Below are 13,495 nucleotides of genomic sequence, written 5' to 3' on the forward strand. Positions count from 1 at the left end.
TGGTCGATGTTATCACCGTTATAGGGTAGTCTTAAAGTCAGATTAGACGTTCTACAGACTCTATTGACGAGAATTGCGACCTGTTCGTAATCAAACATTATCGACCGGCCGAGCAATCCTATTAACTATGCAGTTTCTAACCAATTTTCATCAGCTGGGCGATAAATTCTCCTCTCCTGTAACGCCTCGAGGACTCACCAATCCGAGCTTTGTCATTACAAACCTTGAGTTATCAAGCACCCTTAGCCTCAAAAAAGAATGGCAACAACAAGCCGAGTATTTGCAACTTTTCAGTGGTAATCATCTCTCTACGAGCGCGTCACCTTTAGCAATGGTTTACGCCGGTCACCAGTTTGGCGGCTACTCTTCGCAGTTAGGCGATGGCAGAGGTGTTTTGCTAGGAGAAGTCAGTACACCTATAGGGCTTAGAGATATTCACCTAAAGGGCGCTGGAACAACACCATTCTCACGCTTTGGCGACGGCTACGCGGTACTACGATCGTGCATACGAGAGTACCTTGCCAGCGGCGCCATGAAATCACTTAATATTCCAACGACAGAAGCCTTATGTATTGTGCGTGGTGATAACCCCGTGCAACGGGAAATTATTGAGCCCGCGGCCATTCTTACGCGTGTGGCAAAGAGCCATATTCGTTTTGGCCACTTTGAATATTTTCATTACACGCAACAATTTGAACAGGTTAAAACGCTAGCCGATTATTGTGTTAATCACTACCTTCCTGAACACGCAAACAATTCGAACAAATACGAAATGCTACTACAAATGAGTACCCTCGCTACAGCCAAGACCATTGGCTTATGGCAGGCCGAAGGATTCTCTCACGGCGTACTCAACACCGATAACATGAGTATAGTGGGTGAAACGCTGGACTATGGACCTTTCGGTTTTATGGAAGCTTATGATCCAGGTTATATCTGCAATCACTCAGATACAGAAGGACGTTATGCTTTCGACCAACAACCTAGCGTCGGCCTTTGGAACTTAAATGCCCTTGCCTTTGCAATGAGCTCTCTTGTGGACCGTGACGTCGCTAGGGATATCCTTATGCAATATCAGCCCGCTTTACGTGATAGCTATAACCGTCGATTTGGTTTAAAGCTTGGCATAAAAAAGCTTACCGCCGAGCACGACTCACATTTACATGCGCTCTTTAAACTATTAGAAGAAAATGCCATTGATTACGCTCGGTTTTTCCGAGGGCTATCCCACCTTACGAACGATGACTGGCTAGCAACCTTGTTGTCGTTAAGCGACAATACTGCATGGAAAACTGAATTGCCTCTATGGCTAAACAACCATCAAGAAAACTGGAATAAAGAAGGCTGCTCGAGGCAAGAGATAGAAGCCTCAATGCTCTCGCGTAACCCAAAGTTCATGTTAAGGAATTATCTTGCAGAACAAGCCATTCGAGAAGCCTATAGCAACAACTATTCGGAACTAGAGCGCCTTATACTAGTACTGAGCGACCCTTATAATGAGCATTCTACGCTGGATCATTATGCAGATACGCCCCCAGATTGGGCAAAAAATATTCAGGTCAGCTGCTCGTCTTAATACGCTAGAACAACTCAACAGACGCATCGTCTTGCACACCCTTTTCGGGCGATTCTGAGGGCTTATCTTTTTTAAGGTCATGGCTGCTCTCATCAACCGTGGTCAAACTTTTTTCTACCGCGGCTTCTAGCTTCTCAAAAACTTCATCTACCGCTAGGCCATCATTGAATATTCGATTTGTCTGCACTATTGCTTGTAACGCAATATCCTCCAGAAACCGTTCGTTTTCGAGCGTTAACGCTAATGTTGGTACACGCCCCTGGATCAATTCAGCAACATTTTCAACTTCATCAACAATATCGCACATAACTTTCTGGTAAGAGTCCTTTATCGTTACCATCACTAACCCTACATCCTCAGATAATTTTCGCAGCGCTGTTTTTTCATCAATCAAACGCTGCTTATCTTCTAACACTGCAATTCTAGCGTTCAATCCTTGTAACAAGGAAAAAGTATTATCTTTTATTGCACCATATTTATCGGCGTCGTTAATGGGCATATTTTTTATTAGCAACGAAACACGATCAAAATTAACGATGGTGCGATTACCAAAATCGATATACCGACCATTTGCAGCAAGCTGTGTTAGTAATTGAGATTCTAGATCTTTGGCCATGCCGTGGGCTTCCATATCTTTATCTCCCATCAAGCTGCGCATTTGCAAGCTACAGTGAAGCCCGTAACGCCCCAGCGTCCTAAAAAGCAATTGACCGAGTTCATCTAAATTGTCACAGTCGTGAACAGCCAAAAGAAATTGAATATTAGCACCCAAGTCGCTGTTATCGGACATTGCCGTGTGTGCAGTTTGATTTGCGAGTTCCAGGCGAGATTTAAGCTGATGGTTAGCGATTTGATGGAAAATACTTTTTGTAATTCTTGCACACGCTTCCTCACCATTAATAGTGGTATCAAAAAAGTCATCGCAACCAATTTCAAATGCAGCCAATTTATCATCAAGTGTATATTTTTCGGTAATCACAACGAGCGGCGTATCCGTTAACACATCGCTGTCTAATAGCTCCTGACATACACCTAGATTTAAACTACCTTCATTAACACAGTCAAACACTACTGCTCTATAATTGTCTTCGGTTAGAAGCTGCAGAGTTTCCGATACACTTGTTACTTCTTTAGCGGCAAAATGTTCAACAATAGTTTGCCCTAAAGATGAGAGTTTATCCGTTTCTAACACTATAATTTTGTGTGAATTCATTGCTAATACCAGCTCCTTTTCTGTCTTGGAGTAGATTACGGCCTTAATTAAATGGCGCCTAAAATAGCGTGTAGTGCACCACTCCAACCACATAAACCTTTTAAATCTAGTTCAAGCCGCTCTTAATTTCCAATGGGTAATCGGCCTAAAAAAACCAAAATACCGCTCTCTAGACTATATGGATTAACACGACATTTATTTAAATATCGTCCTGCTATTGTGGCAACGTGCTAAATTTAATAGACCATTCATGGTTCTTCAATTTACGCAAGGCTAACCCATGTCCGCAGAAACCATTCCCACCAACACCTTGAGTCAAATAGAAAATACTATTACCGAACAGATAAACAGTGATCATATTGAGGTCCCCATGCTACCCGAGGTCGCGGGCCGCGTTGTACGCCTCACTCAAGATGTTGATTCCGATGCGGCAGAACTAGCCACGCTCATACAGAGCGATCAAACCCTCGCCGGACATGTTATGCGGGTCGCCAATTCCGCGCTTTACAGCCCCAACAATAGTTTAGTATCACTACAACAAGCCATAGCTCGCCTAGGAATGAAGCTCATTTCCGAGATAGCGTTGGCCGCCTCAATTAACTCGAGCCTATTTAACACCCCCGGCTACGAGGATCATATTCAGTACGAAATTCGCTATTCGTTAATGTCTGGATTGTGGGCGAAAGAGGTTGCGCGGGCGTCGCGAAGAAATGTCGAAGCTGCGTTTATTACGGGGTTACTCCACGATATCGGCCGCCCTGTTGCGGTACAAACGGCACTTGAAGCTGCTACAACCTGCGGGATTAAACTCGATACAACATCCGTGTACGCACTTGAGGAAAAATATCAACGCGACATAGGCGTAAAGGTAGTGGAACAATGGGAGATGCCGACTATCGTGAGGGATGTTGTACGCTATTTTGATGATTATAGCGCCGCTGGCGATGCGATGACTCAAACCATGATCGCCATCGCCGGCGCCGAATTTGCGAGCCACTCAATGTGCGAACAAGGTACGGAGGGCTGCCTTACCCGCGATCAACTTGTAGCTCATCCAGTGTTAGCCGAACTCAACTTATATCAAGACGAAGTTCTCGATTTACTCGAAAAAGAAGACCAGGTTAAATCTGCCATGGAGGCAATGCGATCGTGAATACCGCACTACCCTACGATATGCTCATAGTGGGTAGCGGCCCTGCCGGACAGAAAGCCGCTGTCCAAGCCGCTCAATCAGGGAAGACCGTAGCCCTCATCGAAAGAACGCGAGAACTGGGTGGGTCCTGCGTACATAGAGGTACTATTCCATCTAAAACCCTGAGAGAGAACGCGCTGCGCGTGCGTAACATGCGCCTGAATGCGGCCTTAGCCAATTTTGAATTGCCTGAAGATATAGAGCTTGCCACGCTTATTGATCGTTTAAACGAGGTGTTGCTCGCCCACGATAGTTACATGCGTCGCCAACTAGAACGCAATGACGTTGAACTTGTTCACGGCCGTGCAACGTTTTTATCTGCAACTGAGATAGAAGTAACATCAGTAACAGGCGACCATACAACGTATTGCAGCGAGAATATTTTAATTGCGACAGGCTCTCACCCGAGACACCCTAGCAACATACCTATCGATCACGAATATTTGTTCGACAGTGACTCAATTTTATCCATGATGTATCTCCCCAAGAGTTTATTGGTACTGGGCGGGGGGGTTATTGCCAGTGAGTACGCGTCTATATTTCAAGCTCTCGGCGTAGCCGTAACCATGATTGATAAATACCCTCGTCCACTAGGCTTTTTAGACAGCGACCTTACCGATACCTTTGTCAGTGGGTTCGAGCACATGGGCGGTACGTGGCTAGGCGAAACGAGGGTGGTTAGCGCTCAATGGAATGGTGTTGATGCGGTCGTTATAGAAACGGCTGAAGGCCAGAAAATTGAAGGAGAGAAACTACTCTGTGCGGCCGGTCGTGTAGCCAATGTAAAAGAATTAAAGATAGAGAATGCAGGGCTTGCGCTGAATGAGAGCGGCCTGATCACTGTAGATTCACAGTTAAACACGAGCGTACCCGGAATTTTCGCCGCAGGTGACGTTATTGGCCCGCCATCACTCGCATCGGCATCGATGGAACAAGGCCGACGCGCGGCCTGCCATGCCTTAGGTATCGACCCAGGTATTATGCACCACACTATTCCAGTAGGAATCTATTCAATTCCAGAATTATCATCGGTTGGTGTAAGCGAGAAACAAGCTCGCCAAGAACACGGCGACGTTTTAGTCGGGATCGCCAAGTTTGATGAAATAGCACGAGGTCAAATTTCGGGCATTCAAGACGGAATGCTAAAAATTGTCAGTGATCCGCAAGGTGAAAAACTACTAGGCGTAATGATTGTAGGAGAAGGCGCAACCGAACTCATTCATATAGGCCAAATGGCGTTGCTCAATAACGCCAACGTGGATGTTTTTGTAGAAAGTATTTTTAATTTCCCGACATTGGCAGAAGCCTACCGTGCTGCCGCCTTGGAAATTATTCGACAACGAAAATAGAGTCTCCCGTTTTGGACGGGCCTCACCGACAGACAAGCTATTAGTCTGCTTCGAGCTTATCTAAGACTAATCGCGTTTCGATAAGCCCTCTGCCGGAACTGAGTAATACGCCGATCCAGCGTGTTTCATCAAAACTCTCCAGTGCAATTTTGACCGTCATGGTGAGAGGAATGGATAACAGCATTCCGACTGGGCCCAACACCCACCCCCAAAAAACTAATGATAGAAAAACCACTAATGTTGATAAGTCCAACCCTCTGCCCATCACTCGTGGCTCGAGAATATTGCCCACACCAAAATTAACCGCCAAGAAACCGACTCCCACCAAGGCGGCTTCCCCAAAGCCCAGCTGTACTATTGCCAACAAAACGGCTGGCACTGCGGCAATAATAGACCCTAGTGTTGGAACAAAGTTAAGTAAAAAGGCAAGCATTCCCCATAAAACAAAGTAATCGACGCCTAGTATCCACAACCATATAAGCACCAAACTACCGGTCAAAAAGCTCATGAACGCTTTTATGGCCATGTAACGATTAACACCAGCGGAAAATTGTTTTATGGCAGCAATGGTTTTCTCTGAGTTTTGAGAGGTGCTTTTGAGCTTTTCTGAAAAACCGACTTCTTCTCCCAAAATGAATATAACGGTTAGCAGTATCATGAACGCGTTGGTCATCATATTACCTAACTGCGCTAACGTATTTCCTGCAACGGACAACGCTGCCGCAGGGTTAAAACTCGAGCGAATTTGTTGTGCATCGACATCAACGCCTAGGGCCGATAGTTTTTCAAATAAACCAGCAGTCAATTCGGTTAGCCGTTGCTGATATAAGGGGAGATCTTGGCGAAAATCCCCAATAGCGGAACCAACAACTACACCAATAACCAAACCAACAACGACTATATTGGCAACCACAATGAGCATCGCCAACCAGCCTGGCAAACCTCTCGATTTCATCCACAATAATGGAGGCGTACAAATAACGGCGATAAAAAGCGAAAGTAAAAACGGAACTAATAACGATTCAGCCGTACGCATTCCTGCAACGACTACAATAAAAGCCGCCAAGCCGATTAAAAATACCGTGATGGGAGAACGCTGTTCCATATGCGATGCCTTTAAAATTATTGATTATCGGGGATTCTACCCCGGTATTTATCTGTTAAATAATCCCGAATATTTTGCGCATCATTAACATGATCGCCGGTAGTTTGCCACTTTGGGCCAAAAATCATTGTTTTCGTAGGGTAATCCCACGCCACCACATGAACAGGAACCTCCGCCGCCGCGGCAATACGTAAAAAACCGGTTTTCCATTTATCAACTTTAGACCGAGTTCCTTCGGGTGTTATTACCACCCATACCTTTTCGTGACTTCTATACCAACCCGCTATTTGTTCAACCGTATCTTCCGCTGCGTGGCGGTCTAGAGGTATGCCACCTAAGTGTTTAAATAATGTTGCAAATGGCCAAATAAACGCTTCTTTTTTCATTAAATAAGAGACACGAACCCCCAAAGCCATAACCACTAACATGGCTAGGATAAAATCCCAATTCGAAGTATGTGGTGCCGCCGCTAAAATTAATTTTTTATTGTTGGGTATTTCGCCTATTAGACGCCAACCCGAAAGCCGTAATAATGTTCGCCCTAACCACCGACGAAAACGCCCCCCTGCTCGAGGCATATTTGCAGGGGTATCGGGGATTACCGAATGTGTGTGTTTCTTTTCCTGTGACATATGTTGTCTCGACCTTCACGGTTAGTTCTATTTTGTACCCCGGTTCCTGTAGACATTCCGTTTCCATGTGCATCCCTATTTATGGGCAAAAAAGATACCCTATCGATACTAACGCTCCGTATTACCTCTTTAAACTTACGTCACACCCTACTTTGCATCCCACGAACGCAAATGTTAGTGCTCTCTTGTTCCTCTAAACGTAACATCAGGGTATCGTTCCTGCGACAACGATAGATTTACCCTTGTAGGCGCCAGATAAGTGAGATGGCCTCCGCCATCAATGCTTAAATTATCACTACACTTACGCCTAAACTCAGAGAGCTTTTTTTCATCGTCGCAGTCAACCCAACGTGCGGTGGTAACATTTACCGGCTCATAAAGCGCTTCTACCTTGTACTCGTCGTTCAGCCGGTACGCGACCACTTCAAACTGAAGAACCCCTACGGCTCCCACAATAATATCGTTATTGTTGAGAGGGAAAAACACCTGTGTCGAGCCTTCCTCAGACAATTGCTGTAAACCTTTCTTCAATTGCTTGGTTTTTAAAGGGTCTTTTAAACGAATTCGCCTAAATAATTCTGGCGCAAAATGCGGTATCCCGCTGAATTTTAATGCCTCACCACTGGAAAATGTATCGCCAATCTGGATGGTGCCGTGATTGTGCAAGCCAATGATATCCCCAGCCATGGCTTCTTCGACATGGCTACGATCACCCGCTAAAAATGTAACGGCATCGGCGATTTTGACATCTTTTCCTAAACGCACGTGACGCATCTTCATGCCTTTAGTGTACTTACCTGAACATACACGCATAAACGCAATGCGATCGCGGTGTTTCGGGTCCATATTCGCTTGGATTTTGAAGATAAACCCACTAAATTTTTCTTCGTGAGGCTCAACCAAGCGCTCTTCGGTGACTCGGCCAAGAGGTTTGGGTGCCCATTCAACGAAGCCATCCAACATTTCGCGTACACCAAAATTACCCAAGGCGGTCCCAAAAAACACCGGCGTTAAGCGCCCAGCCAAATACTCCTCTAACTCAAATTGATGCGTCGCACCGCGCACCAATTCAATTTCATCCCTAATGTCCTCTGCGTATGGGCCTAACAATTCATCTGCTTCGGGGCTTCCTAACCCTTGAATGGTAAGGTCTTCAGGGATGGCGTGGCCACGCCCGCTTTTATACACATGGATAGTATCAGTGTAGAGGTTGTAGACGCCCTTAAACTCTTTGCCCATTCCCAAGGGCCAATTAATGGGTGCAGCAGCAATTTTTAATACTGACTCGACCTCATCCATCACCTCAATGGGGTCGCGCATATCTCGGTCCATTTTGTTGACAAATGTTAGGATTGGTGTGTCACGCAGCCGACAGACCTCCATTAGTTTGATGGTTCTGTCTTCGACACCTTTCGCTCCATCAATGACCATCAGTACTGAATCTACCGCCGTTAGCGTACGGTAGGTATCTTCCGAGAAGTCTTCGTGCCCTGGCGTGTCCAGCAAGTTAACAACACGCCCTTTGTAAGGAAACTGCATAACAGAAGAGGTAACGGAGATACCGCGCTCTTGCTCCATCGACATCCAGTCGGATTTTGCATGCGGACCCTTTTTTCCTTTTACAGAACCGGCCAACTGAATCGCATTACCGAACAATAGAAGCTTCTCGGTGATGGTTGTTTTACCCGCATCCGGGTGAGAGATGATTGCAAAAGTCCTTCTCTTATTGATTTCATTGACAAAATTACTATACGACAAACTTTTAACTCCGAATATGTACGCAATTATGTACGCAACTGTAAATCTACTTTGCCCCAATAATATAGAAGCTAAAAAATGACGGGTATTTTGCCCTGAAATGAGCTTGAAGTCAGGTAGTATCCAAAACTTAAACAATTATTTATCTACTGACATCCTATTATGGAGGCTGCCATACTAGCCGAGAGCTCTTTTATAATTTTGGTACGGAACAACTGGCTCCAAACGTAAGTGAAGTAGACCGCAGAGCCCTTATTGCGTCTTCTCTTCATGCATATCATTTAGCTTAAGCCCTTCTCTGAGTTTATAGCTATTTCTTTTCCCGTCTTCCAGCAACCCAATCGCATGAAGGTTTTTCAAAACTTGCTGAATAACACTGTGGTCAACACCATATTCAGCTGTTCTGAGCTTACGAAATACCGGCGGCACCTCCCCGCTCAATATAATGCCGGGGTCACCCACACTGAAATCCACCAAGTTGCCATAGGCAAAATCGTAACCCCGTGTTGTCCAACGCGGTGGCGAATTAATTAACGCCATTTGAATAATCGCGTCCCGGCGTGGTGCGGGGTCCCAACCCGGCTCCGCAGCAGCAGACAGTAGATCCAAATCGCCCAATTCACTGAGAATGGACTGTTCAATACCCTGCCACCACTGCGTACAAAACGGCTTGCCATAGATGGGGGCATTGCTGGCATCCCACTCTACGTCCCTGAGTGCTGACCACGGATAACCTTCTCGCACTGAATCAGCACGAATCACATTGTAATAACCTGGTATTTCCTGATAGACATGAGAACCGATCCAATCAGGATCAGTCACACCATAGCGGTTTAACAAATTAGTAATAGCCGCACTGGTAGGTCGTTCCGCCAAATATTTAGATCGAGCCTCAACAAAACAATCCCTGAAAAAATCATTAATTTCATGGCGTAGCGTGGGATCACTGATTTTGGCATCGATCAGTTCATCTACATAACCCCGGTAGTTTAAGGTGGGTGGCACCGACTCCATCACCGCACGGTTAAACCCTGAACTAAAGCTCATCACTGCGAACCAGAATACCGGCACCTTAACGGTCGCAGGCGCACCATTAAACGAAATACCCCCACCATAGGTAGTGCGGGAATTATTTACCGTTGCTACCGGTTGTGCAGACGATCCAATCAAAGCACGCGGCGTAAAAGACAAATCCACCGCATTCAACGGCGTAGCCGGTACAGCGGCAATAACGATGACAAAGAACGCCACAAAAAACTCGACTTCAATAATACGCAACGTGGTATTACCCGCTTCTTGCGCATCCTCCCCCGCATAAGAGCGAATAATCGTATCCAGCAAGATACCCAGGAACGGCAAAAAGACCATGCCAGTCGCCACCAACACATCCCAGGTGCTGTTGTAAAACAGCCAACCAAACAAGGTAGTGAATAACTCAAGCGTGCTATCAACGGCCATCGTCTACCCCACCCACCGAAATAATGCAGCCAATGGGTTTTGAACCAGTAGCAGTTCATACAGCACGATCAAGATGATGAGTGGCCGACGACTCACGGATTGCCCACGGCATGTGGACTGGCGGTAATTGATGACGAGTCTAACTAAACGAGGCCATGACAACAGCAATACGCCATAACCAAAACCTCGCCACAAGGCCCAAGGTAATTGATTAAATTTCTGCTGAACAGCTTGATGCTCTTCACCCATCCATAGTGCCACCATAAACCCGACGACCAGTAACACAACAAACCCCATCAGCGTCCAAAGCCACAACAGACATTGCTCCTTTAGGGTAGCGAGGTTCATTATTGCACCCCGCCATTTTTAAGGGGTCGAGAATCCGATGACACCGCTGCTGGTGTATTCACTGACGATTGACGGGTCGCATTGTCTCGCAGCAACAACTCAATCACGGTGGAAGTAACAAACTGACTGCGACTATCTTTTTCAAAAATAACATTGCGGATTTCACTGTCCAATTCATCCAATGCCAGCGTAATTTCATTTTGGGCAATTTTATTAGCGGCCACATAACCCTCTTTACGACCGGCCAGTAATAATCGGCGGATAATCATCGCCTCTTCCATCACTCGCGCTTCAGCGATTTCCTGTGAAAATTTATTAATCAAAATCGATTGTTCTTGTGGTGGCAGATTGCGAATAGCTAAAACAACTTGCAAGGTGATCGCAATACCGGGGGCTTCAACCTCCTCCAAGTTCTCACGAGTGGGTTGCGTTGCACCAGCGACTAAACTCACTAATAACGGGATAATATCTTCGGCGGTTTTTTCAATATGGGGCATTAAACCCTTGCCAGGGCGAGTACCCCGACTACAGGTTTCACACAAACCCACTTCAATTTCACCCAGCACTTCATTGATCCATTCATCCACCTCATTTGGGCCAGTAAAATGCCGATACAACGGCGCACTGCTAGGCAAATCACTTTGTGTTTCAGGTGAGCGCTGCGACAATATATTCAAGCCTGCACTGGCCACATCGGACAGCACATGAATAGGTGGTTGGTTAGCGCCGCCCTGACGTATACCCCCTACCCATTCAATACCGTCTTCTGGCGCGTCTTCGGCATCCTCTACCGCTTCGTGTATATTGGCACCACCCACACCCACTGACTGCTTCCATGAGTCACCCCAGCTCATCGTAATCCACTCATCATAGGGATTGACGTTTTGGCTAATTTCATACTGGATGCGCTCGCAACTTTTGGTCGCTAACGAAAACGCTTCATTGGCACGTAACAGTGCATTTTGGAATAAGTCGTATAAACCCGGATTGGCTTTTTGCAGGATATAGCCCGGTAAGTTGGCAATGGCAGCAGCCGCTGCTAGTTCAATAGCATTCACCGCATTGTCCACACCGTTACGAATATTTTCCATGGAGCTTTCAATCGCCACCATCGGGTCGAAGCCACTGCAACTGAGGGCAGAAGCCTGTCCATTCAGAGAAAAATCAAGGGTAGTAATGTTGAGGCTGGGAGGAATAGCAATATCTCGGCCACCGCCTATTTTGTAATAAAACAGACTGTCATCATTAGGTGCTTCTACGGCCCGTACTGACGTACCGATGGCACAAAGACAAAGACCAATAGTGATAAGATATGCACGGCAGCATTGAGTGGATACTCTGCTTATGCAGTTCATAAACACACCTCCACCGGCACCGTAAACAGATACGCGCCCTTGGCCTCACAGCACTCATAAGGCCGCCATAACGCAAAGGCATAGCGGTTGTCTTCCGATTGTCTACCCGTAGACCATGACTGTGAATACACATCGTTTTCACCAAAGGCATAACATTGCGTATCAACTTTGGGAGCCAGCATTTGCCAAACGCCGGTATCAGGATCGTTCTCGACCAGCTCGCCGGGCAGCCAAGTGCGGTTGTAGTTATTGCCATTCAGTGGGTTATAAACATGCGGCTGTTGGGTTTGCGTCACGATATTGCCCACACGCTGCGCAACAACAGCGGCAGCTTTCACATCGTCCTTTTGGTTGATAAAACCTGTGCGAGGCCACACCGGCCCCCATTGCTGCTGAATACCGGAGCCAACAACACGGCGGCCTGGCAGCAAGTTAAGCAGGTACAGCATTTCGGGTAGTCCCAAACGCCATACCAGCGCATCAAAGCCCGATGATAAATAGGGCTCCATCGATTCCGATTCTGAAGGACAGTAATAACCACTGTCCGCTATCGAATCCGTTAATGAACTAAACGGGTGACCAATTGCCGTGGCTTCTTTGAAGCGTAAACTGTGATCAGTATTGGGATTGCCGCCTTCAACTCGGTGTCCACCGCCCACAAAGGCATCGTGAAAAAGCCCCACAAAACTATCAGCTCCCTGACTTTCCAATGAACCGTATATTGATTGCGCTTCCTCCCACGGATTATCACCTGGCTCATCGTAAACACTGACAATAAGATCGGGGTTGTAATGACTCACCCGGATGCTGGTTTCAATGTCACACTCATAAATACTGCATCTCAGCCAAACACACACGCCGGTAATACAATAATTTAGGCATGTTTGATCCAATGTCATTGCGCCGGCAATGTTGCTTAGCGTTAATGTTGTTGGCTCTAATTCTACGGCTTGTAGCCTGTGACTCGACAACAAGAGAATTATCAATCCGGTGCTAAAGCCTTTCCACGCACACTTAGTCATCAGCAACCACCTCCTGCGTTTCTTTCAGCCAGTGGCGATACTGTTTTGTTGCCGCGTGCAGATCCGTCACCCCATAAACAATCACTTGCTGATCAAAAATAACAGCAGGGTAACGATCCAGGCCGTATTGCATCGAGAGAATTAATGCCTGATAGGCCTCACGTAATTCTTGGTTTAATTGTGATTGCCCAACGCCCGCAATACGCTGCTTCATAAGAGCCAAGGCCTTATCTTCATCAGCGGGTAAGTTTTTGCCTAAGCGCTGCTCAATACGATCAACAGCATCCAAATTAAACAGTTGATGAGGAACGGTGACACCCGAAAGGGGAAATTGGTCTGACGTAATGACAACAGTGGAATGAGGAACAGCAACCTCATCGGCATAAGAGACAAATCCTGTTATCGCACACGTTATTAGTAGCGCATAGCGCCCAGTCACTTGAAACACTGATATTTCTCCTGAAAATATTCAATGTCTCGATAATGG

12 protein-coding genes are annotated in these 13,495 nt (G+C 46.3%); 3 read left to right on the forward strand and 9 right to left on the reverse strand.

Features of this window, described 5'->3' with window-relative positions; genetic code table 11:
- The first annotated feature begins 127 nt into the window (after positions 1–127).
- Positions 128–1,576: a protein adenylyltransferase SelO gene (locus tag H5647_RS20265; protein WP_045860812.1), complete on the forward strand. Its 1,449-nt coding sequence runs from the start codon at positions 128–130 to the stop codon at positions 1,574–1,576.
- Between the two features lie 4 nt (positions 1,577–1,580).
- Here H5647_RS20265 and H5647_RS20270 read toward each other — a convergent pair whose 3' ends face one another.
- On the reverse strand, positions 1,581–2,789 hold the full coding sequence (locus H5647_RS20270) for a PleD family two-component system response regulator (protein WP_045860813.1): 1,209 nt from the start codon (positions 2,787–2,789) through the stop codon (positions 1,581–1,583).
- A 280-nt stretch (positions 2,790–3,069) separates the two neighbouring features.
- Between H5647_RS20270 and H5647_RS20275 the strand changes: the two genes are divergently transcribed.
- Together H5647_RS20275 and sthA are read left to right on the forward strand one after the other, a co-directional pair.
- On the forward strand, positions 3,070–3,942 hold the full coding sequence (locus H5647_RS20275) for an HDOD domain-containing protein (RefSeq protein WP_045860814.1): 873 nt from the start codon (positions 3,070–3,072) through the stop codon (positions 3,940–3,942).
- Positions 3,939–5,330, forward strand: coding sequence for a Si-specific NAD(P)(+) transhydrogenase (gene sthA / locus H5647_RS20280; protein WP_045860815.1), 1,392 nt, complete (start codon positions 3,939–3,941; stop codon positions 5,328–5,330). The genes H5647_RS20275 and sthA overlap by 4 nt, the downstream gene beginning before the upstream one ends.
- A 40-nt stretch (positions 5,331–5,370) precedes the next feature.
- On the opposite strand, the gene H5647_RS20285 is transcribed toward sthA, so the two are convergent.
- From H5647_RS20285 to H5647_RS20320, 8 genes are all read right to left on the reverse strand, one after another.
- Positions 5,371–6,435: an AI-2E family transporter gene (locus H5647_RS20285; protein ID WP_045860816.1), complete on the reverse strand. Its 1,065-nt coding sequence runs from the start codon at positions 6,433–6,435 to the stop codon at positions 5,371–5,373.
- 17 nt (positions 6,436–6,452) lie between these two features.
- Entirely contained in the window at positions 6,453–7,067 is a 615-nt protein-coding gene (locus H5647_RS20290) for a lysophospholipid acyltransferase family protein (protein WP_045860817.1), read from the reverse strand.
- Positions 7,068–7,241: 174 nt separating this feature from the next.
- The gene (locus H5647_RS20295) at positions 7,242–8,825 is read right to left on the reverse strand and encodes a peptide chain release factor 3 (protein WP_045860818.1); all 1,584 of its coding nucleotides are present in this window, start codon (positions 8,823–8,825) and stop codon (positions 7,242–7,244) included.
- Positions 8,826–9,077: 252 nt separating this feature from the next.
- Positions 9,078–10,283, reverse strand: coding sequence for a conjugal transfer protein TraG N-terminal domain-containing protein (locus H5647_RS20300; protein WP_200911610.1), 1,206 nt, complete (start codon positions 10,281–10,283; stop codon positions 9,078–9,080).
- A gap of 3 nt (positions 10,284–10,286) precedes the next feature.
- Entirely contained in the window at positions 10,287–10,631 is a 345-nt protein-coding gene (locus H5647_RS20305) for a hypothetical protein (RefSeq protein ID WP_045860819.1), read from the reverse strand.
- Positions 10,631–11,986, reverse strand: coding sequence for an integrating conjugative element protein (locus H5647_RS20310; protein ID WP_082087131.1), 1,356 nt, complete (start codon positions 11,984–11,986; stop codon positions 10,631–10,633). Before H5647_RS20310 ends, H5647_RS20305 begins: the two co-directional genes overlap by 1 nt.
- Entirely contained in the window at positions 11,983–13,008 is a 1,026-nt protein-coding gene (locus H5647_RS20315; RefSeq protein ID WP_045860820.1) for a TIGR03756 family integrating conjugative element protein, read from the reverse strand. Before H5647_RS20315 ends, H5647_RS20310 begins: the two co-directional genes overlap by 4 nt.
- Positions 13,001–13,456 carry a TIGR03757 family integrating conjugative element protein gene (locus H5647_RS20320; RefSeq protein WP_045860821.1) on the reverse strand — a complete coding sequence of 152 codons (456 nt, stop codon included), beginning with the start codon at positions 13,454–13,456 and terminating at the stop codon, positions 13,001–13,003. Before H5647_RS20320 ends, H5647_RS20315 begins: the two co-directional genes overlap by 8 nt.
- Positions 13,457–13,495 lie beyond the last annotated feature (39 nt).

The sequence above is a fragment of the Teredinibacter purpureus genome (assembly GCF_014217335.1).
GTDB lineage: Bacteria > Pseudomonadota > Gammaproteobacteria > Pseudomonadales > Cellvibrionaceae > Teredinibacter > Teredinibacter purpureus.

Bases quoted from the DNA above. Each gene is read 5' to 3' on its own strand.
- H5647_RS20290 (WP_045860817.1), bottom strand. From the start codon at position 7,067: ATGTCACAGGAAAAGAAACACACACATTCGGTAATCCCCGATACCCCT.
- H5647_RS20275 (WP_045860814.1), top strand. From the start codon at position 3,070: ATGTCCGCAGAAACCATTCCCACCAACACCTTGAGTCAAATAGAAAAT.
- H5647_RS20285 (WP_045860816.1), bottom strand. From the start codon at position 6,435: ATGGAACAGCGTTCTCCCATCACGGTATTTTTAATCGGCTTGGCGGCT.
- H5647_RS20265 (WP_045860812.1), top strand. From the start codon at position 128: ATGCAGTTTCTAACCAATTTTCATCAGCTGGGCGATAAATTCTCCTCT.
- H5647_RS20305 (WP_045860819.1), bottom strand. From the start codon at position 10,631: ATGAACCTCGCTACCCTAAAGGAGCAATGTCTGTTGTGGCTTTGGACG.
- H5647_RS20300 (WP_200911610.1), bottom strand. From the start codon at position 10,283: ATGGCCGTTGATAGCACGCTTGAGTTATTCACTACCTTGTTTGGTTGG.
- H5647_RS20315 (WP_045860820.1), bottom strand. From the start codon at position 13,008: ATGACTAAGTGTGCGTGGAAAGGCTTTAGCACCGGATTGATAATTCTC.
- H5647_RS20270 (WP_045860813.1), bottom strand. From the start codon at position 2,789: ATGAATTCACACAAAATTATAGTGTTAGAAACGGATAAACTCTCATCT.
- H5647_RS20310 (WP_082087131.1), bottom strand. From the start codon at position 11,986: ATGAACTGCATAAGCAGAGTATCCACTCAATGCTGCCGTGCATATCTT.